Below are 24,434 nucleotides of genomic sequence, written 5' to 3' on the forward strand. Positions count from 1 at the left end.
GATGGTCACGTGCTCGGGATCCGTCCCACCACCGTCGGATTCGGCCGGCCTCACGTCGATGCCCGCCGGTTCCAAGACCTCGGCCCAGTGCCCGGTGTACTCGGACGCGTAGGCCCCCCAGTTGCCCTGCCCCGCTTCAGAAGTCGCCGCAGGACTGCCCACCATAAGTTTTGCATGCATAGCACGACTACAACACCGGTACGAGACGTGACGCATATAAGACGTACACGGCGAAATCGTGATCGACGATACGCTCCCGGGAACAAAGGCATGGTGAATTCCGCCGCGCGCCGGGACGCGATATCCCGGTGCGGCACGGCCCTCCGGAGGTGTCCGGGGCCGTGCCGCACCGCGCGCGCGGGTCAGACGAACACGCGGTCCTTGGTCTCCGGCATCCTGGTGAACACCACTGCGGAGATCAGCGCCGCCGCGCTGACGTACCACCCGAGCAGCGCGGGGTTGCCGGAGTGGACCATCAGGGTGGCTACGAACGGTGCCGAGCCACCGAAAGCAGCGACCGTCAGCGAGTAGGGGAAGCCGATGCCCGTGGTCCGCACGCGTGGCGGGAACATCTCGGACATCGCGGCGGCGCACACCGCCGTGTAGCCGGTGAGGAACACCATCCCGACGACCATGACGATCATCAAGCTCCAGAACGAGGTGTCGAGCATGGTGAGCAGCGGCACCGGCAGCACCGTGAAGCCGACCGCGGAACCGACCAGCAGAGGCTTGCGGCCGATCCGGTCGGACAGGACGCCGGCGATCGGCTGGATGACGGTGAAGACGACGAGCGCGATCGTGCTGACGGTGAGCGCGCGTGCCGGGTCGTACCCCTGGGTGATGTCGGCGTACGTCGGCAGGTACACCGCCCAGGCGTAGAACGCGATCGTCGGGCCGATCGTCATGCCGACGATCATGGCGGACTGCCTGGGGTGCTCGCGCAGGAATTCGAAGAAGCCCGGCCTGCTCACCTCGCCGCGGCTGATGCGTTCGACATCGGCATGGGTCTCGACGGTGCCTCGCCGGATCCACAGCCCCACCAGGCAGGAGACCGCGCCGACGGCGAAGGGCACGCGCCAGCCCCACTCGTGCATGGCGTCCGAGGAGAGGAGGTTGGACATCAGCGCGGCTGAACCTGCGGCGAGCAGCTGGCCGAGGTTCGACCCGACGTAGCAGTAGCTGGAGTACAGCCCCCTCCTGCCTGGCGGCGCCGACTCGACGAGGAACACCGATGAGATCGCGAACTCCCCCCCGACCGCGAACCCCTGCCCCAGCCGGATGACCAGTAGCAGCAGCGGCGACAGCACGCCCGCCTGCTCGTAGGTCGGCAGCATCGTCATCATCACCTGGCCGACGCCCATGATCGTGACGGTCAGGACCATGGCCGCGCGCCTGCCCCTGCGGTCGGCGTACACCCCCAGCACCAGGCCGCCGATCGGCCGCATCACGAACCCGACCGCGAACACCGCCAACGTGGCCAGCAGCGGCACCAGCGAGTTGCCCTCGCTGGGGAAGACCTGGTTCGCGAAGTACACGCTGAGGTACGAGTAGACGAGCCAGTCGTACCACTCGACCACGTTGCCGCTCGACGCGGCGAGCACCTGACGTAACTGAGCCCTGTTGGGGGTGATGGTCGTCATCCCTGCGCGCCTCCGCATGCAGATGCCACGTCAAAGTCACGTAACCCTTGCCCATTGTGTTACAAATAGTCAATAGACTGCTTCAGCAGCGTAAAAACGGACACGGGAGGCAGCTTGGTGTTCGAGTTGGACGCGCTGGACCGGCGCGTCGTCGCCGGTCTCCAGGTCAACCCCCGCGTCTCCTGGGGCGAGCTCGGGGATGCGCTCGGCGAGCATCAGCGCACCGTGGGCCGCCGGGCGCAGCGGATCTTCGACGCGGGCGTCCTGCGCACCACCGCCGTGCCCGACGACCTGCTCACCGGCCTCGGCACCCCGATCCACGTCGGCCTGCGCACGACGCCCGGCACTGCCGACGGAGTCGCGGCCTCACTGGCGGCCAGGGCCGACACCCGGGGCGTCTTCGTCATCACCGGCTCCCACGACGTGTGGTGCGAGGTGGTCGGCGACCTGGAACGCCGGCACGACGTGCTGGCCAACGAGCTCCCGACGATCGACGGCGTGATCACCACCGACAGCCGGGTGGTTCTGCACACGTTCACCACGGTCGCCGAGTGGCACGCGCCCTACCTCACCGACGCCGAGGTCGCCGTGCTCCGGTCCCACGCCGAGCCGGTGGCGAAGACACCCGGCGAGCGCGTGAAGCTCGACGACGTCGATCGGCGGGTGATCGAGCTGCTGCGCACCGACGGGCGGATGAGCTTCACCGCGATCGCCGAGCAGCTCGACGTGTCCGTGCCGACCGCGGCCCGCCGGGTCGCGCTGCTGCTGGGCAGAGGACTGCTGCACATGCGCGCGGAGATCGACCCGAGACTGCTCGGGCTGACCGTCGAGGCGCAGATCGGGGTGAAGACCCGCGCTGCCGACATCGACGCGTGCGGGCGCGCGCTCAGCAAGCACTCGGGTGTCCGCTACTGCGCGGCCCTCACCGGTGACTACAGCCTGCTGCTTGAGGTGTGCCTCATGCAGGAGTCCGAGTTGTACTGGTTCCTCAACGAGATCGGCGCGATGAAGGAAGTCGTCGACGTCAGCGCCGAGCTCATCACCCGCGCGTACAAGCGCGGGAGCCTGGTCACGCGGACCGGCTCGTGACCGCGGGCAGCGCGGTGGACGAGGTCGCGGAGCTGTGTTCCGACCTGATCCGCATCGACACCACCAACTCCGGTGACCCGGACGGGCCGGGTGAACGCACGGCCGCCGAGTACGTCATGGGCAAGCTCGACGAGGTCGGGCTGACCGCGACGTACCTGGAGCCCGCGCCCCGCAGGGGGAACGTGGTGCTGCGGATCCCGGGCACCGACCCCGCGCTGCCCGGCCTCCTGGTGCACGGACACCTCGACGTGGTGCCTGCCGATCCGGCGCGGTGGTCGGTGCACCCGCTGTCCGGGGAGCTGCGCGATGGCGCGATCTGGGGCCGCGGCGCGGTCGACATGAAGAACATGGACGCGGCGATGCTCGCGATCGTCCGCGAGTTCGCCCGCACGGGACGCCGGCCGCTGCGCGACGTCGTGTTCGCCTGGCTCGCCGACGAGGAAACCGGCGGCGAGTTCGGGTCCGACTTCCTGGTGGCCCACCACGCCGAGCTGTTCAGCGGCTGCACCGAGGCGATCAGCGAGGTCGGCGGCTACTCGGTCGAGGTGGCACCGGACTTGCGGATCTACCTCGTGGAGAACGCGCAGAAGGGCCTAGCGTGGCTCCGCCTGGTCGTCGAGGGCAAGGCGGGGCACGGCTCGATGCTGCACGCCGACAACGTGGTGACCGAGCTGTCCGGTGCCATCCACCGCATCGGCAAGCACACCTGGCCCCGGCTCCTCACGCCGACGACCGAGCGGCTGCTGCGGGAGATCTGTGACGCAAGCGGCGTTCCCTTCGAGGAGAACGACCTCGACGCGACCATGAGCCGGCTCGGGGCCGTCGCCAGGTTCATCGGAGCCGCGCTGAGCAACACGGCGAACCCCACCCGGCTGCATGCCGGGTACGCCACCAACGTGGTGCCCGAGTCGGCCTGCGCCGAGGTCGACGGCCGGTTCCTGCCCGGTCTGGAGAAGGAATTCCTGGAAACGATCGACCGGCTCGCCGGCCCGTCCACGCGGGTGGAGCTGATCGACTTCGAGTCGGCGATGGAGGTGCCGTTCGACGCCCCACTGGTGGAGTCGATGCTTGCCGCGCTGAAGACACAGGACCCCACCGCGAGAATCGCGCCCTACTGCCTTCCCGCCGGCACGGACAACCGCGTCTTCGCCAAGCTCGGTATCAACGGCTACGGATTCATGCCCTTGAAGCTGCCCGGCGGGTTCGACCTCGCCGCGATGTACCACGGAATCGACGAGCGCGTTCCGGTCGATGCGCTCCAGTTCGCGGTGAAGGTACTTGACCGGCTGTTGACGACCTACTGAACGGAGGCGAGTGACGTGACTGCCCAGCTCTGATCCCACTCGCCACCCGAACCTTTGATCACCCGGCGGCGACAGTGCCGTTCCGGGATTTCGGCCTGTACTGGAGTTCGGTCAGCAGCATGGCGGCGAGAATCAATCCGGCACCGACGAAGTTCAGCGTCGTGAAACGGTCACCGGCGAGCCAGTAACCGAAAAAACCGCCGAAGACCGGCTCGAGCGCGAAGATGAGGGCGACCCTCGTCGGCGACACGTTGGCGGCCTGCGCCTTGGTCTGCACGAAGTAGGCGAAGGCCGATGCGACCACCGCGCAGACCGCCAGCGCGACCCAGATGTCGCCGTTGGCGGGCCGAGTCAGGTTGTCGGTGAGCCCGCTCCACGCGAGGGCGAGCACCCCCACCGTCGCGAGCTGGACGAAGGTGAGCCTCGCGGGGTTGACGAGGGCGCTCACCCTGCTCAGCGTGATCACGTGCGCCGCGAAGGCGATGGCGCAGCCGAGCACCAGCAGGTCGCCGTAGTGCACCTGGAAGCCGCGCATGGTGAGCAGCGCGAGACCGATCGCGGCCAGCAGCACGCTGACCACCTGGCGAGGCCTCGGCCGTACCCGGAACGCGATGAACAGCAACAACGGCGTGAAGACGACCGACATCCCGGTGATGAACGCGGTGTTCGACGGGGTGGTGCTCTCCAGCCCGAGCGTCTGCGCGGCGTAGCCGACGAACAGCGCTACACCGGCCAGCGCGCCGCCGGTGAGCTCCGTGGCGGTCATCCGTCGCAGCACCGGCAGCAGCACGACGGCCATCACCGCGGCAGCCCCGAGGAAGCGGTAGGCGACGAACGCGGAGGGGTGCATCGTGGCGACAGCGTCGTGGATCGCGACGAAGGTCCAGCCCCACACCGCGGTGATCCCGACGAGCAGCCAGGCCCACAGCCTCGCGCCCGGCAGCTCCCGCTCGGCTTCCAACCGCACGGCGTCCCCCGTGCCCGCCGCGCCGGTCACCGGGTCGTTCCGGCAAACCGAACGCACTCGAACACCTGAGCGCTGCCTCTTCGCATCGGTGACTTCCCCCTCGTCGCACGTGACGGTTCCGGATCGGCGCGACACCCCTCGCGAAGTCGTCCATTCGAGTACGAATACGGAGGGGGTCGGTTCACTCCCGAAACGCCACGAGTCAGCACGCGCGACTCTCGCAAACAACCGTGGTCGAGCAGTCGCAAGACATGCTACAGTAGCAGATGCAAGGGTATAGGTGCAACGCGGGCGCATCCACCGGAGGGTACGATGTGGACACTTCGGCGCCAAGCGCAGCCCGATCCCGCGGTCGGCATCACCTGCTTGACGAACCGAATGTCCCGCTTGGGCGGATCGGCACCCCCTGCGAAACTCGACCGGCCATGCGAATTCGCGGACCCGCGTCGACCCGAGCTTTTCCCAGGTCGCCCGCAGGCAGCACGGGAAAAGCGAGCGGGAATGACATCAAACCCCTCGTCCCGGGAAGAACCCGTGCCCGGCGCATGAAATGCATTCAAGAAAGCTGAGAGGAAAGACTTGTCGATGCAGTCGCCCAGCGTGATCACCTACCCGTGTGGCGAAACCCAGTGCACCGCCGAGGTGATCGCGGTCGTCCCGCTCCCGTCCACCGACGGCGACTCGGTGGTGGTGCTGGACCGCACCTGCTTCCACCCGCTTGACCACACCTGGCCGGACCAGCCGTCGGACGCGGGCCACCTTCTGGTCGGCTCCGAGGAGATCCCCGTGATCGACGGGGTCACCTGCGCGTTCGACGCCGACGGCGAACTGGCCATCGGCGAGGCGATCCCGGCACGACGGGGCGACGACGGCTACCGGTTCGTGGTCGGTCACGTGGTCCGCGTCGCGTCCGGCGCGCTGCCGGTGGGCACCAAGGTCGAGGTCAGGGTCGACGAGGGTCTGCGCGCCGACCTGAGCGCGGGGCACTCGGCCTGCCACGTGGCGGCGATGGCGCTCAACCAGGTCACGGACGGATACTGGAGCAAGGAGTCCCGCCGCGACTCGCGCGGGTACGCCGACTTCGACAACCAGTTCGTCACGACCTCCCGCATCGGCCGCCGGAAGAGCACGGACACCTACCGCATCGGGAAGTCGGCCCGGAAGAAGGGTCTGCGGGCGCAGGAGGTGCTCGACGCGCTCCCCGCGATCGAGGCCGAGCTGAACGAACTGCTGCGCGACTGGGTGGCGGCCGGCGGCGCGATCACGCTGACACCCGAGGTGTGCGCGCTGGACGCCAAACGGGAGTGGAGCGCAGACCTCGGCGGGAACACGGCCACCATCCCCTGTGGCGGCACCCACCTGAGCGATGTCGCCCAGCTCTCCGGTCTGTCCGTCCAGCTCGTCGCCGAGGACTCCGGGATCACCATGCTGACCGCGGTGGACTGACCACGGTCGGGCGCGGGGCAGGCGCCACGACGTCCGAGTGGAGGGTGTGCCGCTGCAAGGGGGATGTGAATGCACTCCGCCCGACTGCGAGTCGTCGACCGAGGTCACGGCTCCTACGTCTACTGCGACGACCTACCACCCTTGTGCGCGGGCATGGTCTGCTGCCTCGGTGGAGGCCCCGCCTTCACCGCCTCCGGCGCCGAGGTCGCGCTCCCGCCGCTGGCGTTCCGGATGCTGACGTTCCTCGCCTCCGCAGTCGGCAAGGACGTCAGCATCGCGCGGATCGTCGACCACCTCTGGGCGGCCGGCCCACCGGCGTCGGCGAGGGCGAACGTCCGGTCGTACGCGTCGCGCATCCGCAGCGTGTTCGGGCACTCGGCGCTCGTCCGGCGGCACGAGAGCCTCCGGCTCGTCCCGGCCGTGGTGCCGAGCGACGTCTACCTGCTGCGCGTGGCGCTGGACGAGGTGCCGGACGACGTCGAGCGGCTGGCTTCTCTGCTCGACTGCCTCAACTTCGCGCTCGCCGACGGGAACGCGGGTGACCCGCCGTCCGGAGAGATCCGGTGGTCTGTGCTCGCGGCCCGGTTCGTCACCGACTGCTTCAAACGCCTCCCCGCGCCGGAGCGCGGCGTGCTGCTCCCCGTGCTGACGACACTGCGGGAGCTGGACCCGCTGAACGAAGGGCTGTGCGCGCTGCACATGCGCGTGCAGCAGGGGCTCGGCGACCGGGCCGCAGCGCTCTCGCTGTTCGCCGAGCACCGGTTGCGGCTGTCGACCGAGCTCGGCATCTCCCCCTCCACCGAGTTACAGGAACTGAACCGGACGCTGCTCGCCACGGAGTACGAGGAGACGCCGCAGCCGGTGCACCGGGTGTTCGAACTGCCGTCCGCGCCCGAGGTCTTCCTCGGCCGCGCCGACGACGTCGACCAGGCCGCCGCGCTGCTGATGCGAGAACAACAGGCCGGCAAGGTGCTGCTGATCCACGGGCAGCCTGGCGTCGGCAAGACGGCGTTCGCGATCTCGCTCGGGCACCGGCTGGCCGACAGCTTCGCCGACGGAGTCGTGTACGTGGAGATGCACGGCAACTCCGGCGGCAAGTACGACCGGAGTGCCCTTCTGCGGGTGCTTCTGCGGTCGCTCGGCATGCCGCTCGCCGAGCTGCCCGACGAGGTCGACCGGATGGAGGCCACCTACCGCTCGCTGCTGCACTCGCGGTCCCTGCTCGTTGTCCTCGACGACGCGCCGAGGGGGTTCGACTTCTCCGGCCTGATCACCGCCAGCTCGCGGTCCGCGCTGTGCATCACCGCGCGCGAGCCCAACCTGTACGTGCCCGCGCGACGCCACCTGCGGCTGTCCGTGCTGTCGCTGGACGTGGCCGCGCAGATCCTGCTGCAGAACGCCGGCCTGGCGGCGGACGAGACCAGCACGGAGATCGCGCTGAACATCGTGTCCTCCTGCGGCGGTCTCCCGCTCGCCTCGCGGATCATCGGCGGCCAGCTCGCCACCGACTCGCTGCTGTCGCTCGAGGACGTGCAGCGCCGCGTGCGACGGCCGAGGATCCTGCTCGACAGTCTGGAGTACGGCAACCTCAGCGTGCGGCGCGTCATCGAGGCGAGCCTGGACAACCTCGACGAGCGCGGTGTCCTGCTACTCGCGCTGATCGTGTCCGCAAGGCTGCCGTGGATCGACGCGGACATGGTCGAGGCCGTGCTCGGCCCCGACGTGGAGTTCTCTCCCTCGAACATCGAGGCGCTCGTCGCGTACCGGATCGTCGACGTGCGCGGCACGGACCGGGCCTCTTACCGCTTCCGGATCCACGACCTGGTACGCGAGGTGGTCAAGGACTCCCTGCCCACCATGTGCAGCGCCCCGCGCGAACTCGATGCCGCGGTGTTGCGCCTGCTGGAGTGGTTCCTGGACGCGGCGCTGCGGCAGCACGCGCTGCTCATGGGCAACCAGCACTTCAACCTCGTCAACGTCCCGGCCGATCCCGTGGTGCCGCGACCGCGGCAGAGCTCCGGCTCACCCGCGGAGTGGATCGAGTGCTACGAGGAGGTGGTGGCGAGCCTGATCGAGGTCGCCGCACGGGGCCGGTGGACGAAGCAGGCGTGGCAGCTCGCCGTCACCTGCGCCGTGTTGTTCGAACACACCCACTCCCTGTCGACGTGGCGAAGAACCCACCTGGCGGCACTGGCGGGCGCCAGGCGCCAGGGCGACGCGGTCGGTGAGGGCGCGGTGCTGCTCGAACTGGCCGAGCTGGACTTGATGCCCGGCTCCGAGGCCAAGGCGGAGCGCTGGCTGGGAGAGGCGCTTTCCGTCTTCCAGAGAATGGGGCACCGCAGGGGCATCGGCATCGTCGAGGAGAAGCTGGGCCGCATCCGGTTCCTCCAGGGCCGGTTCACGGACGCGCGCCGGCACCTGCGGGCCGCGGTGGCGCACTTCGACCAGCTGCAGGACAAGGCGAGCGCGGCGCTCGCCAAGCGGTTCCTCGGTCAGTGCTACGCGGAGGCAGGCGACGTCACGAACGCCGACACCTGCTACGCGGAGGCGCTGGCACTCGCGGTCGAGTCCTCCGCACGGCGCCTCGAAGGCCAGATCCTCAACCACATGGCATCGCTCGCGATCATGCGCGGACAGCTGGACCGGGCGCAGGAGCACTGCGACAGCGCCTACCAGATCTTCGACGAGCTGGGAGGGGCCGGTGACAGGGCGCACGTGGTGTGCACCGAGGGATTCCTGCTCGCCGCGCGCGGGGACATCAGTGACGCCTACGCCACCGCGGTCCGCGCCGAGCAGCTCGCCCTCAAGTACCGGGACCAGGTCATGCTGCGGAATGCGCGATCGCTGATGCGTGAGCTGTCGTCCGTGCTCTCGGACCGGCACGGCTGAGTGCTGAGTGATCCCTGGGGATCCTCCAGCGGGTGCGGCCGGCGTGCGGCAGAGGACGGGGTGAATCGACCGGCGGCCGAACCTCGTGCCTGCCGGTCCCCCAGTGCAGCGCAGTGGTCACGGTGCCGCAGTTCGCGCGGAGGACCTGACCGATCGGCAGGCCGCGCACGCGGTCGGGTCACGGATCGGCTGGAAGTACCTGCTGGAACCGGCGCTGTCGCGCACGGGCTTCGACTTCACCGGGCAGCGCGGTTCCGACAGTCTCCCCCGGGTGACCGGACTCACCGCTGCCCGCTGGTCCGGTGACCGCCCGCATGGGGTGGAATGCCTCGGTGAGGGGTGGATACCCCAGCATGACGATGACAGTTGATCGAGGAGTGCTGCGTGCCGGTTCTGGACGAGAAGTTGGGTGACATCTACGACGAGGTGCTGCGTCGGAACCCCGGCGAGGATGAGTTCCACCAGGCGGTGCGCGAGGTGCTGGACAGCCTCGGCCCGGTGGTGGCCAAGCACCCGCAGTACACCGACGCGGCGGTGATCCGCCGGTTGTGCGAGCCGGAGCGGCAGATCATCTTCCGGGTTCCCTGGGTCGACGACTCCGGGGCCGTGCGGATCAACCGCGGGTTCAGGGTCGAGTTCAACTCGGCGCTCGGGCCCTACAAGGGTGGGCTGCGGTTTCATCCGACCGTGTACCTCGGAATCGTCAAGTTCCTCGGTTTCGAGCAGATCTTCAAGAACTCGCTCACCGGGATGCCGATCGGTGGCGGCAAGGGCGGCTCGGACTTCGACCCGAAGGGCCGCTCCGACGGCGAGGTCATGCGCTTCTGCCAGGCGTTCATGACCGAGCTCTACCGGCACATCGGCGAGCACACCGACGTGCCCGCCGGGGACATCGGGGTCGGTGGTCGGGAGATCGGCTACCTGTTCGGCCAGTACAAGCGCATCACCAACCGCTACGAGTCCGGTGTGCTCACCGGCAAGGGGCTGACCTGGGGCGGTTCGCAGGTGCGGACCGAGGCGACCGGCTACGGCACGGTGTTCTTCGTCGAGGAGATGCTGAAGGTCCGCGGCGACTCGTTCGACGGCAAGAAGGTGGTGGTCTCCGGGTCCGGGAACGTCGCCATCTACGCGGCGGAGAAGGTCCGCCGGCTCGGTGGCACGGTGATCGCCTGCTCGGACTCCAACGGCTACGTGATCGACGAGCGGGGCATCGACCTCGACCTGCTCAAGGACGTCAAGGAGAAGCGCCGGGCCCGCATCTCGACCTACGCCGAGACCCGGTCCGAGGCCCGGTACGTCGAGGGCGGGTCGGTCTGGGACGTCCCGTGCGACATCGCGCTGCCCTGCGCGACGCAGAACGAGCTCAACGGACGTGACGCCGCCACCCTGATCGGGAACGGGTGCACCATCGTCGCCGAGGGCGCCAACATGCCGTGCACACCGGACGCCGTCCGGCTGTTCGTCGACGCCGGGGTCCTCTTCGCCCCGGGCAAGGCGGCCAACGCCGGCGGTGTGGCCACCAGCGCCCTGGAGATGCAGCAGAACGCGTCCCGTGACTCCTGGAGCTTCGATCACACCGAACGGCGGCTCGCGGACATCATGCACGGCATCCACCACCGCTGCCTGGAAGCTGCGGACCTGTACGGCAAGCCCGGCAACTACCTCGCCGGGGCGAACATCGCCGGCTTCATCCAGGTCGCCGACGCGATGCTCGCCCTCGGTGTGATCTGAACGGCGCGGCTCCCCGCGCTCGTGGGCCGGGCACCGATCCGGGTGTGCTCCCGGTCCGTTCTGCGCTGTGGAACGCCGATCACAACTCCCCCGGCGCGCTGAACTCCTCCTCACCGGCGGCGGCATCGCCGGACACGGACACCTCGGCTCCGCGGGCAGCGCTGATCGTGAGCGGTATCCGGCATCCCGCAGTTGGCGAAGGCATGTCCGGACCGTCCGCACATGCCGATGTGGGGACGCCGGATGAGGGGTCCGTCCATCGCTCGTGTCGAAGTCCCGCCCCTCGGCCTTGAAGCCGGTTCGAAAGCGGAGCCGGCTTCAAGGCCGCACGGGGGTCAGAGCCGTATCGTGGTGAACAGGGTGGTGCCGTCCACCGCCTTCCGGCTGCTCTCGGTGAAACCAGCGTCACCAAGTCCGTTGTGGGTCTGGTCGCCGGGATCGCCCACGACCGCGGCCTGCTCGACGTGGACGCACGGGTGGCGCGGAGCGCTGCGCTGCCGCAACTCCGGCACGGCCGCGGCCCCGAGATCCGCTGGCGGCACCTGTTGCAGCAGACCAGCCAGTGGGACGGAGAACTCTGGGGCAAGCCCGCAGCGGTCGACGCGATCGACCGCACCGACCCGTCGGCACACAACACCGCGTCGCCGAGTTCGGACAACGCATCCGCCCGGCGGGTCGGACACCCGTAGAACTCATCACCCAGGCCGGTTCGCGTCGGGCGGCCACTCCCAGCGGACGCCGAACTGTCCCGGACCGAAGTCGAGCACGACGTGGTGCGCGGTCCGATCCTCGTCCAGCTCGACCGGGCGGTTCTTCTCCACGCCGTCCAGCACGGAGTACCGCACGCACCGCGAGGGCAGCGCCCGCGGATCGAACCGGACCTCCAACAGGAATTCGCGGACCGGCGTGCGGCACCGGCGCTCGAAGACGAACGAGGGTCGCGGCGATGGCTCGGTGACCTCGTGCTCGATCAGGATCGTCTCGTGCCGGGCGAGCGCGCGGGGGAACAACAGCTCCGCGGCCATGAGCCCCTGCCGCTTGTCCGCGTGGACCCGGCCTACACGGCAGTTGCGCACCGCCCGCAACTCCGGCACGTCACCACACGGGAAGTCAGCCTCGTGGATGACGACGATCCGGTCGATCCCGTGCTCCTCGGCGCGGAGCACCTGCCGGGTCCACCGGACGTCCTGCGACTGGTCGGCGGCGACGTGGACGCGGTCGTGGCCGCTGAGCCGGGTGAGGCCGCTGTCGTGGCTGAGGTCCAGGCCCCGCAGCAGGTGCTCGACCGCCTCGGCCTCGGGGAAGAACGCGCTGCCGACCACCGCCGGCCGCGGCCGGGACGCGATCCGGCCGCGGGGCTTGGGCGGGTCGAGCAGCGCCGCCAGCTCGCCGCGGGGCACCCCCACGATCGCTTCGAGGTTGCACAAAGCCTTCAGCGACGCCGGGCGCTCCGGCCGGGTGCGGCCGGACTGCCAGTAGCTCAGAGTGGCGGTGCTGACCGGCGTGTCGAGCCGGCGCAGGCGGTCGCACAGCCGCTCCAACGTGATGCCGCGATTCTCGATCGCGGCGCGGAGTGCCCGGGAGAACTCGTCCTGTCCGGTCGTCACCCCCGCACAGTAAGCGGCGCGGTTCGACAGGGAAAGGTCCTCTCGTAGGTTGAGCGCGCGGCGCCCGGATTGGTCCGGGCGCCGCGCGTGGTGGTCGGGCGTCAGCTCGTGGCGAGCGAGGTGTCGTCGATCATGAAGGACGTCTGGAGGTTCGAGTCCTCGGTCCCGGTGAACTTGATCGTGACGGTCTTGCCGGCGTGGGCCTTCAGGTCGAGCGACCGCTGGACGTACGCCGTGCCCTCGTTGACGTTGGAGTACGTCGCCAGCGTCGCCACGACCGCGCCGGTCGAGTCGAGGACCTGCACCTTCAGGGTGTCGTACACGACGTTCCCGGTCTCCGCCGAGTCGATCCGCAGGTGGAACGACAGGGTGGCGGCGGTCGTGGTCGCCGGAATGGTGACGGTCTGCGACAGCGTGTCGGTGTGCGACCGGCCGTACCCGTTCAGCCACGCCTTCCACGAGCCGGTGCGCGCCGGGTAGGTGGCGTCGGTGGTGATGACGCCCGACGTGGAGGCCCAGCCGGTGTTGCCCGACTCGAAACCCGGATTGGCCAGCAGCTGGCCGGTGGGCGGGGTGCCGCCACCGTCGCCTAGAGAGCCAATGGTCTTCTCGGCGTCGACCAGACCGGCGCCGCAGCCGCCGGAGCAGGTGCCCGGGATCGGCCGGACGTTCTGCTTCAGCAAGCTCTCGACGGCGCTGGGCGACAACGACTTCTCACCCAGCACCAGGGCGACGAGGCCGGCCACGTGGGGCGCGGCCATGCTGGTGCCCTGGTAGTACTTGTAGGTCTCGCTGCCGGGCGTGGTGGTGCCGGTGTTCATCGTCGACAGGATGCCGTTGCTGCCGTCGGCGGCCGTCCAGGTCTCACCGCCGGGCGCGGCGACGTCGACGACGGTGCCGTAGTTGGAAGCGAAGCGGCCGTCCGACCGGAACACCGACCGGTTGCCCTCCCGGTCCAGCGCAGCGACGGTGACGACGTTGTTGCAGTTGGCCGGCTGCGAGTTCGAAGCGTTCTCGTTCGAGTTGCCCGCCGCGACGACCACGGTGCTGCCGCGCCCGACCGCGCTGTTGATCGCGTTCTGGTAGGTGGAGCTACAGGTCCCGCCGCCGCCGAGGCTCATGTTGATGACCTTGGCCGGGTTGGGGTTGGCCGGGACGCCGCTGACCGTGCCACCGGACGCCCAGATCACCGCGTCGGCGATGTCGGACAGCGAACCGCCGCAGCGGCCCAGCACGCGGGCGTGGACCAGCTTGGCCTTGGACGCCACACCGGCCACGCCCTTGGCGTTGCCGCTCACCGCGGCGATCGTGCCCGCGACGTGCGTGCCGTGCCAGGACGAGTTCGTCCGAGGGCTGCCCGGGGAGCACTCGTTCTCGACCGGGTTCCAGTCCCCTTCGTCCTGCGGGTTGGAGTCGCGGCCGTTGCCGTCACGGGAGACGAACGTGTCGCTGATGAAGTCGTACCCGCCGACCGTGTTGCCGTCGAGGTCCGAGTGGGCCGTGCGACCGGTGTCCACCACGGCCACGGTGACGCCCGCGCCGTCCGCGGTGTCCCACGCCTTGGGCAGGCGCATGCCCGCGGTCGCTTCCCAGTAGTGCCACTGGTTGTTGTACTGGGTGTCGTTCGGCGTGGCGGTCGGGTAGAAGCGGACGTCCGGCTCGACGTATTCGACCTCGCTGCGGGCGGCCAGCGAACGCAGGAATCCGCGGGCCTGCTCTCCGGAAAGCTTTTTGTCCGTGCGCACGACGTGTCCGCCGACCGCGAGTTGCCGCACTTCCTCCACCGACACGCCGTGCCGCTCGCCGGCCGCGCGCAGGGCACGCGCCCGGTGGGAGGCGGAGCGACCGGCCTCCGACCGGGGCTTGAAACCGACGATGTACTGCTGGTATTCCGCGCCCGGGGCGACGTTCTCGGTGAAGGCCCGGCCGGACGGTCCCTCCGGTTGCGCCTGGACCGTGCCGTGGGCGGTCGCGGCGAAGCACGACACGACTGCGGACACAAGAACCAGACGACGGATATTTCTACTACTCACGAGAGGCACTCCTTGATGTGCAGGGAAGGAATCGGCGAGGACGATCCCGCAGGGGTCTGCAAATGGTGCGCCGCTATTCGCGGTAGCGGAAGAATTAATCGTTAAGGGCGGAAAGCGGCGGTCGCTCGCCGAGGATGCCCGAGGCCGCGCCGTCGAGGCGGGTCGCCCGGAGCGTGATCGTCAACCGCCGGTCCTCATCGCGCTCCGCAGGGTTGTCCGCCTCCGGGCGTCCTACTGGCAGAGCGCGGTGGAGAGGCGGGATGGCCGTCGCGCCACCTGGCCGGCACGCGAACTGCTGCTTCCGGTTCGTCGACGACCACCGGGACTCGGCCGATCCGGGGTCGAGATCAAAGGCTGCGTAGCTACTACGACAACGACAAGTCGTGATGTGCGAGTTTCCGGTGGTGCGCGAAGCAGCCGTTCCGGGTCCGGCACCTGGCTCGCCGCCCTGATCGCGCACCGCTGCCGGGCGCTGGAACGGGTGCGCTTCCTCTTGGCGACCGGGACCACGCCGGTGGGAGTCCGGCCGAGGTCGAGTCGCTGATGACCGGTGTCGTCGACGAGTTCGGCCTGATCACGCTGGTCGGCTCGATCACCGGGCTGTCGGTGCTCGGGGCGGCGGCGATCCTGGCCCAGACCGGCGACCCGACCCGGTTCGCCTTGGCCCGAGCCCTGGTCGAGCACGCCGGCCTGGCGCCACGGGATACGTCCTCCGGGCCGTTCACCGGCCGCCCAACTCACCGGTCAGGGCCGTCCCGGGCTACGCCTGACCGCCTGGCGGGCCGCCTGGGGAACACAACGCGCCAACCCCGCCCATGCCGCCTGCGTCACCTGCACGTCGTCGTCGCCACAGGGCGAGTCGGAACTCTGACATCGCCACCCACGGCACCACACCGGCCACCGCGGTCACCGCGGCCTGAACCCGGGCGACCGCGGCCACGCGCAGGGTGGGGGCGAACCTACGCGGCGTGGAGACACCTGCGGGTGACCTCGCCTCTCATCACGGGCAGCCCCACCCGTCTTCACACAACCCGATCACACGCTGCCGGGAGCACCCCCATGCCGCACGTGTGCGATCGTGCGGGATTCGGTCCGATCACGGGTGTGCGAGCGCGTCCCAGAAGGCCAGGTTGTGTTCCGTCGCCCGGTCGAACGGGCCGATTCGGCGGAGGTCGAGGCCTTGCACATACGGCGTGGTGTCCGCCGGGTCGACGCGGGGCCACGCCGGCAGGCCGGGCCGGTTGGGATTGCCGGTGGTCGCGAAGCGGACCCAGTAGTCGATCATCCGGTCGCCGAGGCGGCGCTGTGCGGAGGTCAGCCGTACGTCGTCGGAGCGCAGGTCGAACAGGTACCGCAGCTCGGAGCCGTGTGCGGCGAGCGGCTCGACACCGGACGGGAACTCGGGGATCGCCGGTGCCGTGCGGTCGAGGAACTCATACGCGTACACCGGGACCTCGGCCGCGAACTGGCGATCCGCGGCGCGTTGCAGCCACGCCCAGTCGAGGTCGGTCATGATCGCGGCCATTGCCTGCACCGCGGAGCCGGCGTGCCCCTCGATCGGGTACCGCTGTGCGACCGCTGCGGCGTGTGGACCGAAATGCGCGGTCAACGCGGTCATGTAGCCATCGGCACCGAGATCGGGGAACAGCAGCGGTGCGAAGAACGTGCCCTCGTCGCGCGTGGTGCCGGTCAGCAGCGGCACGTGGTTGAACCGCCCGGCCGGTACCGCCACCGCGGGGTCCTCCGGCAGCACCGCGTTCCCGAAGGCAGGCAGGGGAAACGCCGGCGCGGCGAGCAGGTCCGACACCGGCTTGCCGCGCAGGCACTCGAGCGTCGTGCACCCCAGCCCGGCGGCGACGCTCTGGCCATGCCCCTGGTGCCACTCGTGCGGCACGAACAGCGGCACGTCCAGCATCGGCCGCAAGTCCGCGCCGGCGAACGAGCCCAGTACACATGGCGTGCTCTGGGCGATCGCCCGCTGGAACAACCCGGCCGCGCCCGGTGACGCGAGCTGCGCGCACACCGAGTGCGCACCGGCGGACTCCCCTGCCAGGGTGACGTTGTCCGGGTCGCCACCGAACTCCGCGATGTTTCGCCGCACCCAGCGCAGCGCCGCCTGTTGGTCCTCGATACCGAACGCGCCGCCGTTCGCGAGCCCGGGAAAGCCGAGGAAACCGAGGTTCCCCAGCCGGTAGTTGACGGTCACCACGACCAGACCGCCTCGCTTGACCAGCCGGGTCGGCTGGTAGTCGCTACCCGCGCCGTTCATGAGCCCGCCACCGTGTAGCCACACCAGCACCGGTGCCTTCCTGGCCACACGCGGTGCGGTGACGTCGAGATGAAGGCAGTCCTCAATGACGCCGGCCGGTCGGCCGCCGACACTCGCTTGAGGACAGCGATTGCCCGGTCGGGTTGCGTCCAGTGCACCGGACCACGGCACCGGCGGCACGGGCGAGTGCCAGCGCAGGTCACCGACCGGCGGCGCGGCGTAGGGAATCCCCTGGTAAGAACGGACATTCGCGTTCGTGGTGCCCCGCACCAGGCCGGCATCGGTACGCACCACGAGGTTGTCGCTCGCCACGGCCGGCGCGGCACCCAACACCAAAGCACCGACGGTGCCCACCGCTCCCAGGAGTCGTTTCATGATCCAGACAGTGACATTCCGGGTTCACCGGACACATCAACCGATCGGTTGACGATCAGAGTCCGGTCGGTCGACGGCCGGCGACAGGCGCGCCGCACGGATGGCCGGGTACGAGGCCGCCAATCACGCCGATCACCAGCATGATCAGAGACAAAAGGGCGACACGTCCACGGAATCTCCTCCACACGGGTGCCGACGGTTCTCCGAGCACGTGGGCATCGACCCCGGATACAGGGCCGGGCATGCGCTCCATGACGGCGGCTCCGGCGGCTCCCTCTCCACGCGCATGGCACGGCGACCGCGAGGTGCTGGTGCGGCTGCTCCGCGCGAGCGCGACGGCTTGCGCACGGTGAGCACCTCGGAGCCGATGGTGCTGCGCTCCCAGGCGTCGACTGGCAGATCACCAGGGACGACCGGCAGGAGACCGCCACCGCGATCGTCCGACCGCGCGGGGGTGTGCCGATCCTGCCGGGTCGTGCGCTGCGGCACGGACGACCTGTCCGACGCCCCTGGACAAGCCTGAGTGGCGAGCATGGGCGGGCGCGAGGGGCGGACTGGCAGCGACGTTCGCCCGGTGCCAGTCCGCGCGGATCAAGGTGGGCCCGCCGCGTTCTCCGACTGCCTGAGCATGTTCACGGCGTGGTCCAGGCGATCGTCGAACGGGCTGTACTCGGCCCGTCCCCGGCGTCAGCACTGCGGTAACCGATCATCGGGATGCCTCGCAGCAGCCGACCGGGTTCGACACCGCTGTCACAACGAAGCGCTCATCGTAGGTGTGAAACCGGTGCGAGTTGGGCAACCCGGTGTGTGTAGCGATCACGCCGCGTCAAGAGACGGCGTGGCACGAGGACAAGGAACCACAGTGGGCATCCTGGGTTGGATCGTTCTGGGTCTCATCGCCGGCGCCATCGCCAAGGCCATCATGCCCGGCAAGGACCCCGGCGGCATCATCATCACCATGCTCCTGGGCATCGTCGGCGCCATCATCGGCGGATTCATCGGCCGCGCCATCTTCGGCTCCGACATCGGCAGCTTCTTCGACCTGAGCACCTGGCTGCTCGCCATCCTCGGCTCCCTGATCGTGCTCGGCATCTACCACGTCGTCACCAAGCGGAGCCACCGCGCCCACAGCTGACACCGCACCACCGCACCACTCGGGCCCGCCGGTCATCCACCGGCGGGCCCGACCCATGTCCACCGAAATGGTTCAGTTGTCGTGCCGGTCAGTCGGTGGTCACAGCGCCGGGTGGGCGTTGGCCATGACCTCGTGGAACTGAGCCGAGAACCAGTGACCCGGAAGCGGGCGTCGGCCAGGGCACCCGAGGGGCTGTTGCCGTGTGCGCGAAGCCGCACTGGCACAGATCGTGCTCTGACCGCGGTCCTGACCACCGATCTCGGGTACCCACCCTGGCAGGCGGCGGGGCGGACTGGTGTCCTGTCTCGGCGCTGCGCGGCCCGCTACGGGCACCGCGGCGCTGGCCGACCACGCGGCGCTCATGGCCGGTAGTACCTCGTGGTCGGCGCCATCACACGCCGGAACGGTGTGCTGTGGACGCGATGCGGCAGGTGACCGACGAGCCGGGTACGGCGGTGGCCTGCCATCTGTTGCAGGCGGCGGACCCGGTCGGCTGTCGGCGGATGGGTGCGGAACAGCGCGGCCATGCCATTACCGGCGAGTGGATTGGCGATCATGAGGTGCGACTGCGACGCGTGCGCCGGGTCGGCGGCCAGCGGCAGGCGCCGCACACCGGCCTCGATCTTCTCCAGGGCGGCGGCCAGGGCCAGCGGGTCACCGGACAGCTCCGCGCCGTCGGCGTCGGCCTGGTACTCACGGCTGCGGCTGACGGCGAGCTGGATCAGGCCGGCCGCGAGTGGTCCGAGGACCAACATGAGCAGTGCGGCCAGCGGGTTGGGCGCCTCCTCGTCGTCGGAGCCGAACGGCAGGAACAGCGCGAGGTTGGCCAGGGAGGTGATGATCCCGGCGAGCGCGGCGGCGACGCTGGAGATCAGGATGTCGCGGTTGTACACGTGCGACAGCTCGTGGCCGAGCACCGCGCGCAGCTCGCGCGGGGTGAGCAGGCGCAGGATGCCCTCGGTGACGCAGACCGCGGCGTGGGCGGGTGAGCGGCCGGTGGCGAACGCGTTGGGCTGGCCGAGCGGGCTGATGTAGAGCTGTGGCATCGGCTTGCCCGCGGTGGTCGCCAGTTCGCGCACCATCGCGTACAGCTCGGGCACCTGGACTTCGCTGACCGGCTGGGCGGCCATGGCCCGCAGGGCGAGTTTGTCCGACCAGAAGTAGGCGGCGCCGTTCATCGCCAGGGACAGGGCTATGGCGACGAGGAGTCCGGGACCGCCGCCGATCCAGTAGCCGGTGGTGAGGATGAGGGCGGTGAGCAGACCGAGCAGCAGCGCGGTCTTCAGTCCGTTGTGGTAGCGGCGCATCGTGTCTTCCTCCCTTCGTGCAGCGATGTGTCATGCGCCGTGGTGGTGTGTCATGCGCCGACGAAGGCCGGCGGGTTGTCGAGGGCGTCCACGCCCGGTAGGGGATCGGGGTTGTCGTAGTCCACGGTCAACCCGGTCTCGTTCAGTCCGATGTGGATGGTGGCGCCGTCGTGGACGTCGCCGCCCAGCAGGGCGCGGCCGATGCGGGTCTCGACCTCGCGGGCCAAGAACCGGCGCAACGGCCGGGCCCCGTACACCGGGTCGAAACCCTGGCGGGCGATGAAGCCGCGGGCCTCGTCGGTGAGGCCGAGGGTCATCCGGCGTTCGGCGAGCCGACCTCGCAGCTCCTGCGCCATCAGCTCGACGATGCGTTCGATCTCGTTCTCGGTGAGCGGTTTGAACAGCACGATGTCGTCCACGCGGTTGAGGAACTCAGGAACACGCCCAACAGCAACCCGAACCACGCCCCCGCCGCGGCGCCCAACCCGGCTGCCCTGAGGTGGGTCAACCGGCCGAGCACGTGCTCCACCATGCGCAGCCCGACCCCGACGATCTTCGTGTGCCCTACCGGGAACCCCCTGTCCGACAGGGAGTCCACGGCGCGCTCGGCGTCGGCGTAGTTGTCGAACGCGGCCACGGTCACCGTGTCCCGCACCGGCACCGACGTCCTCGCCACAGTCCTCGTCATCACTCCTCCCTTCATCACCGACTTCGGACTTCCGTAGTGCCGAACGCTCGCGCATCTGCCGGCGGTTCCCGAACTTGCGTCTAACTCGCTCAACTTGATCGGTTGAGCAGCCGACGACCGGCATCGCCACTGGGACGCGTACGGGCCGCAGCCGCAGGCGGGCCGTCGGCCGGGGCGGACAGCCGGCCAGTTGGCGGCCGAGCCAGTCCCGCAGGGCTTGCGCGGGCTGCGCGCCCACGACGCGGTCCCGCTCCGTGCCGTCCACCATCTGGACGAGCGTGGGGATGCTCCGCACGTCCGACAGGCCCGCAATCCTCGGCGCCTCGTCGGCGTTCACCTTGACGACCTCGAGCCGTCCGACCCGCTCGCGTGCGAGTTGCGCCCACGAACGGTGCGACCATCCGGCACGAGCCACAACACCGCGCCACACATCGACCAAGACCGGCAGCGCGCTGCGCCGGACCACCGCGTCGAAGTCATCGTCACCCGCGTGTCGACCAGTTACGGCAGGTCGCACGCCGAGATCGGCGAACCGCTGCCCCAGCTCGTGCAACCGGTCCCGACCAGGAGCGGGGACCATGTCCTGCCCTTCTCGACATGACGAAGCCGGCCGACGCGCACGGCGGGAAACCGCGCACGACGACCGGCTCTCCCCGCGCTCACCGGCGCCACCGCGTCGTCAGGACACCGGGCGGCTCGACACGCCGCAGGTGCCGGCCGAAGGGCATCCGCGCGTGGAAGGCCGCGTCACCAGGGCGCTCCGATGAGCACGGGGCATCACCGCGTGGCGACCCGAAGATCAGGCGTCGATCGCCTGCCGCTCCGAGGTCGTGCCGGTGATGGAGATCTTGCGCGGCTTGGCCCGCTCGGCGACCGGCACGCGCAGGGTCAGCACGCCGGCGTCGTAGTCGGCCCTGATGTTGTCGGCGTCGAGGGCGTCACCCAGGAACAGCTGCCTGCTGAAGCTGCCGGTCGGCCGCTCGCTGAGCACCGTCTCGACGCCGTCGCCGCCGACCGCGTTGCGCTCCGCCTGCACGGTCAGCACGTTCTTCTCGACGTTGACGTCGATCGACTCCGGGCTCACGCCGGGCAGGTCGAAGTGCACCACGAACTCGTCACCGGCACGGTAGGCGTCCAACGGCATCACCGGCGACCGCGACAGGCCGCCGCCGAGGCCACTGCCGAACCACTGCTGCGTCAGCCGGTCCAGAGCCTGGAACGGATCAGTACGCATCAGCATGGCGTTCTCCTCCTTCCCTTCGTGATCAGGCGCCCCACGTCGCGGACAACCGCGCCGCACGGGGGCACCACATCGCTGACACCACTCCGAACGCACTCGCCCTCACACTTGTTTCCGACTGTGATGCAATTCACATCGCAGACGCTTGCTGGACCGTGTCGAGTGTGAGTGTGCAGTTCAAGGCGCTGACGTGACACTCCGGGACGCGTAAGTTCTCACGTCCTGGGAACAGCCGTCGTCACGCTGCGCGTTGCACCGGGTGTCGGTGCTTGCTCCGATGCCCGGGATCGGGGCCCGACACGGAGCATCTGATCCGCGCCGACGTCCGCGGCCGACCGCTTCGGGGTGCGGCGGTCGCATCACGGTGGGACGGGACGGCGACAGCTCCTCACGCGCTCGCCGTCCCGTCCCCCACCGCGGGTCCCAGGGGGTTTCTCACGCGGCCCGCGCCAGGGGACGCGTGAGGCGTGGCCCGGCACCCGGTTCACGCCGTACGGGAGTCGCCACCGCGACCGCCCGCTGGACCTGCCCTGCGGGCACGACCTCTGCACCGGCGAGCAGGTCCAGTCGGCGCAGCGTTTCCGTCAGATGGCCACGCGCCCCGATGATCGCCGCGGGCAGACCCGTCACATCCCGGACGCTGGCCAGGAACACCCCGAACCCGGTGAAATCCAGCCGGCGGACCCGGCTCAGGTCGATCACTACCTTGCCCACACCTGCGGCGCGCACCCGGCGGAGCCAGCGCGACAGGTGCCCGCAGACGTGTTCAGCCTGCTCCGGGCTCGGACGCAGGACCCACACGGAAGCATCCGTCCGGCCGTCCGGAGACCGGGCCGCACACCCATCTGCGGACACACCGACCACCGGACCGCCACCGGACCGCCGCGCACCAACCGCGGTTGGACGAGGCCGCGCCGAGGTCGCGATTGCCATCAACACCACCTCCAGGATCGCCGACGTCGGGTGAAGCAACCGCTTCACAGCGAAGACGTGTCCGCCTGCCCCGGTGTTCCCCGCGCCTCGAACCGACCCGACGCTCAGGCCCTTCCCGATCGCGGTTGAGTCGAGAGGGCTCAACTTCGGGAACACAGGGCCGCTCATGTTCGTTCTGTGGCACGAGAGCGCGTACCGCACGCGCTCGACCGACACGAAGTTGATCGTTTGGAGGTGGAGCCATGACGCTGCCGGCCGTGCGATCGTCCGGCCCCGTGGGCCGCTGGGACCCGTTTCGCGAGTTCGAGGACCTCTACCGTCAGCTGGGCCGCTGGATGGACTCGGTGGCCGGACACCTGGACGACACCGTCGCGACATGGTCACCGTCCGCCGACGTGACCGAAACCGAGGACGCGTACCTGGTCGGGGTCGAACTGCCCGGCGTCAAGCGCGACGACATCTCCATCGACCTGGTCGGCAACGAGCTGGCCATCAGCGGCGAGCTCAAGGAGAGGGAGCGGCAGGGCCTGTTCCGGCATCGCACCCGCCGCACCGGCCAGTTCTCCTACCGCGTGACGCTGCCGCACGACGTCGACGCCGACAAGGTCGAGGCCAACCTGACCGACGGCGTGCTCACCGTGCGCGTGCCCAAGAGCGAGGCGGCCAAGCCACGACGCATCGCCATCACCGGCAGGTGACACCTGCCGCCGGCAGGCCCCCGGGCTCGCCCGGCCCAGGGCTCGCCGGCCGGGGGTGCGCTGGGTCCGGCGGCAAACGTCGCACGCGCTCCCTCACCACCGCCTAAGGACAACCGACCGATGGAGGCGACCCCCATGACGACCGCGACCACCACCCCGTTCCTGCGCGCGCAGCCGGCCGTCCTGCCGACACCGCCCACGGGATGGCCGATCGGCTCCTACGCCACCTACGCCGAAGCCCAACGCGCCGTGGACCACCTGGCCGACCAGGACTTCCCAGTGCACGACGTCACCATCGTCGGCGTCGAACCGATGATCGTCGAGCGCGTCACCGCCCGGTTGACCTGGCGCCGCGTCCTGGCCGGCGGTGCGGCGTCCGGCGCCTGGTTCGGCCTGTTCGTCGGCCTGCTGCTCGGCGTGTTCAGCACCGGACCACTGCCGGCGCCGCTCCTGACCGGGTTGCTCACCGGCATGGTCTTCGGCACGACCTTCGCAGCCGCGGGTTACGCGTCGCTGAGAGGCCAACGCGACTTCGCCTCCACGACGCAACTCGTCGCCGGCCGCTACGACGTGCTGTGCGAACCCCGCCATGCAGAGAAGGGGCGCGACCTGCTGGCCCGACTCGCCCTCACCGCGCCGTCAACCCCCTGAGAACCGGAACCTGACCCACAGCGTCAACCGAAAGGAGGTGGGTAGGCATGTGTGCCCATCCCGTGCACGGCGCTCTGCGGTCAGGCGACAGAGGGCTGCGTCGGGCCGCCGCCTCGCTGCGGCGAGCCACGTTGTCCGCGGACTCCCTCAGGTGCGCGGTAGGGCGGACCCGGCGGTTGACGGCCGAACTGGCCACCCTCGCCGACGCGCCGGCCGACCAGGCGCAGGCGCTGCCCCCGGCCGAGACGGTCTCCGACCAGCGCCCCGGCAGCGCTCCGGTCGACCAGACCATGCGGGAGATCGCCGAGGACCTCCGCACCGTGGCCCGCCACCTGCACACCGGTCATCTGCTGCTGGAACCGGCCGACGACGACCTCACCCACCTCCGGTCGCAGATCCCCGCACCGGGCAATCCCGGCCCGAGAACAGCCC

The 24,434-nt window shown here is 69.8% G+C and carries 20 protein-coding genes and 2 pseudogenes; 10 read left to right on the forward strand and 12 right to left on the reverse strand.

Going from position 1 to position 24,434, the window contains the following annotated elements:
* Nucleotides 1-362 precede the first annotated feature (362 nt).
* Nucleotides 363-1,640, reverse strand: coding sequence for an MFS transporter (locus tag ACRAKI_RS20475; RefSeq protein WP_447002114.1), 1,278 nt, complete (start codon nt 1,638-1,640; stop codon nt 363-365).
* A gap of 117 nt (nt 1,641-1,757) precedes the next feature.
* On the opposite strand from ACRAKI_RS20475, the gene ACRAKI_RS20480 reads away from it, so the two are divergent.
* Nucleotides 1,758-2,729 (forward strand): Lrp/AsnC family transcriptional regulator, encoded by a 972-nt coding sequence (locus ACRAKI_RS20480; RefSeq protein WP_447002115.1) that lies wholly within the window; start codon nt 1,758-1,760, stop codon nt 2,727-2,729.
* Nucleotides 2,726-4,033: a M20/M25/M40 family metallo-hydrolase gene (locus ACRAKI_RS20485; protein ID WP_447002116.1), complete on the forward strand. Its 1,308-nt coding sequence runs from the start codon at nt 2,726-2,728 to the stop codon at nt 4,031-4,033. The genes ACRAKI_RS20480 and ACRAKI_RS20485 overlap by 4 nt, the downstream gene beginning before the upstream one ends.
* 58 nt (nt 4,034-4,091) lie before the next feature.
* On the opposite strand, the gene ACRAKI_RS20490 is transcribed toward ACRAKI_RS20485, so the two are convergent.
* Nucleotides 4,092-5,057 carry a DMT family transporter gene (locus ACRAKI_RS20490; protein WP_447002117.1) on the reverse strand — a complete coding sequence of 322 codons (966 nt, stop codon included), beginning with the start codon at nt 5,055-5,057 and terminating at the stop codon, nt 4,092-4,094.
* A 528-nt stretch (nt 5,058-5,585) separates the two neighbouring features.
* Here ACRAKI_RS20490 and ACRAKI_RS20495 point away from each other — a divergent pair.
* The 3 genes from ACRAKI_RS20495 to gdhA all read left to right on the forward strand — a co-directional run bounded on the left by ACRAKI_RS20495 (nt 5,586) and on the right by gdhA (nt 11,066).
* On the forward strand, nt 5,586-6,446 hold the full coding sequence (locus ACRAKI_RS20495; RefSeq protein WP_447002118.1) for a metal-dependent hydrolase: 861 nt from the start codon (nt 5,586-5,588) through the stop codon (nt 6,444-6,446).
* A gap of 69 nt (nt 6,447-6,515) precedes the next feature.
* The gene (locus ACRAKI_RS20500; RefSeq protein WP_447002119.1) at nt 6,516-9,335 is read left to right on the forward strand and encodes an NB-ARC domain-containing protein; all 2,820 of its coding nucleotides are present in this window, start codon (nt 6,516-6,518) and stop codon (nt 9,333-9,335) included.
* Nucleotides 9,336-9,728: 393 nt separating this feature from the next.
* A complete protein-coding gene (gdhA, locus tag ACRAKI_RS20505) occupies nt 9,729-11,066 on the forward strand; it encodes an NADP-specific glutamate dehydrogenase (RefSeq protein WP_447008470.1) in 1,338 nt (445 codons plus the stop codon).
* Between the two features lie 79 nt (nt 11,067-11,145).
* On the opposite strand, the gene ACRAKI_RS20510 is transcribed toward gdhA, so the two are convergent.
* Entirely contained in the window at nt 11,146-11,271 is a 126-nt protein-coding gene (locus ACRAKI_RS20510) for a hypothetical protein (protein WP_447002120.1), read from the reverse strand.
* Between the two features lie 214 nt (nt 11,272-11,485).
* Between ACRAKI_RS20510 and ACRAKI_RS20515 the strand changes: the two genes are divergently transcribed.
* A complete protein-coding gene (locus tag ACRAKI_RS20515; RefSeq protein ID WP_447002121.1) occupies nt 11,486-11,755 on the forward strand; it encodes a hypothetical protein in 270 nt (89 codons plus the stop codon).
* A gap of 6 nt (nt 11,756-11,761) precedes the next feature.
* On the opposite strand, the gene ACRAKI_RS20520 is transcribed toward ACRAKI_RS20515, so the two are convergent.
* On the reverse strand, nt 11,762-12,673 hold the full coding sequence (locus ACRAKI_RS20520; RefSeq protein ID WP_447002122.1) for a helix-turn-helix domain-containing protein: 912 nt from the start codon (nt 12,671-12,673) through the stop codon (nt 11,762-11,764).
* Nucleotides 12,674-12,774: 101 nt separating this feature from the next.
* Nucleotides 12,775-14,673 (reverse strand): S8 family serine peptidase, encoded by a 1,899-nt coding sequence (locus tag ACRAKI_RS20525; protein ID WP_447002123.1) that lies wholly within the window; start codon nt 14,671-14,673, stop codon nt 12,775-12,777.
* Between the two features lie 576 nt (nt 14,674-15,249).
* Here ACRAKI_RS20525 and ACRAKI_RS20530 point away from each other — a divergent pair.
* Nucleotides 15,250-15,435: pseudogene (locus ACRAKI_RS20530) on the forward strand (transposase); the annotation flags it as partial.
* 367 nt (nt 15,436-15,802) lie between these two features.
* On the opposite strand, the gene ACRAKI_RS20535 reads toward ACRAKI_RS20530, so the two are convergent.
* Entirely contained in the window at nt 15,803-17,329 is a 1,527-nt protein-coding gene (locus tag ACRAKI_RS20535; RefSeq protein ID WP_447002124.1) for a carboxylesterase/lipase family protein, read from the reverse strand.
* An 883-nt stretch (nt 17,330-18,212) separates the two neighbouring features.
* Here ACRAKI_RS20535 and ACRAKI_RS20540 point away from each other — a divergent pair.
* Nucleotides 18,213-18,485 (forward strand): GlsB/YeaQ/YmgE family stress response membrane protein, encoded by a 273-nt coding sequence (locus tag ACRAKI_RS20540; protein ID WP_447002125.1) that lies wholly within the window; start codon nt 18,213-18,215, stop codon nt 18,483-18,485.
* 359 nt (nt 18,486-18,844) lie between these two features.
* On the opposite strand, the gene htpX is transcribed toward ACRAKI_RS20540, so the two are convergent.
* The 6 genes and pseudogenes from htpX to ACRAKI_RS20570 all read right to left on the reverse strand — a co-directional run bounded on the left by htpX (nt 18,845) and on the right by ACRAKI_RS20570 (nt 22,521).
* Nucleotides 18,845-19,792 (reverse strand): zinc metalloprotease HtpX, encoded by a 948-nt coding sequence (gene htpX / locus ACRAKI_RS20545; protein WP_447002126.1) that lies wholly within the window; start codon nt 19,790-19,792, stop codon nt 18,845-18,847.
* A 50-nt stretch (nt 19,793-19,842) separates the two neighbouring features.
* On the reverse strand, nt 19,843-20,211 hold the full coding sequence (locus ACRAKI_RS20550) for a hypothetical protein (RefSeq protein WP_447008471.1): 369 nt from the start codon (nt 20,209-20,211) through the stop codon (nt 19,843-19,845).
* On the reverse strand, nt 20,148-20,480 hold the full coding sequence (locus ACRAKI_RS20555; protein ID WP_447008472.1) for a general stress protein: 333 nt from the start codon (nt 20,478-20,480) through the stop codon (nt 20,148-20,150). The genes ACRAKI_RS20550 and ACRAKI_RS20555 overlap by 64 nt, the downstream gene beginning before the upstream one ends.
* 211 nt (nt 20,481-20,691) lie before the next feature.
* Nucleotides 20,692-21,060, reverse strand: a pseudogene (locus ACRAKI_RS20560) (thioredoxin family protein); the annotation flags it as partial.
* Nucleotides 21,061-21,279: 219 nt separating this feature from the next.
* Nucleotides 21,280-21,720 (reverse strand): Hsp20/alpha crystallin family protein, encoded by a 441-nt coding sequence (locus ACRAKI_RS20565; protein ID WP_447002127.1) that lies wholly within the window; start codon nt 21,718-21,720, stop codon nt 21,280-21,282.
* Between the two features lie 435 nt (nt 21,721-22,155).
* Nucleotides 22,156-22,521, reverse strand: coding sequence for an STAS domain-containing protein (locus ACRAKI_RS20570; protein ID WP_447002128.1), 366 nt, complete (start codon nt 22,519-22,521; stop codon nt 22,156-22,158).
* A 374-nt stretch (nt 22,522-22,895) separates the two neighbouring features.
* On the opposite strand from ACRAKI_RS20570, the gene ACRAKI_RS20575 reads away from it, so the two are divergent.
* Together ACRAKI_RS20575 and ACRAKI_RS20580 are read left to right on the forward strand one after the other, a co-directional pair.
* Nucleotides 22,896-23,351 carry an Hsp20/alpha crystallin family protein gene (locus ACRAKI_RS20575; RefSeq protein WP_447002129.1) on the forward strand — a complete coding sequence of 152 codons (456 nt, stop codon included), beginning with the start codon at nt 22,896-22,898 and terminating at the stop codon, nt 23,349-23,351.
* Between the two features lie 135 nt (nt 23,352-23,486).
* Nucleotides 23,487-24,002 carry a general stress protein gene (locus tag ACRAKI_RS20580; protein ID WP_447002130.1) on the forward strand — a complete coding sequence of 172 codons (516 nt, stop codon included), beginning with the start codon at nt 23,487-23,489 and terminating at the stop codon, nt 24,000-24,002.
* Nucleotides 24,003-24,434: the final 432 nt, after the last annotated feature.

Source organism: Saccharothrix isguenensis (assembly GCF_052936305.1).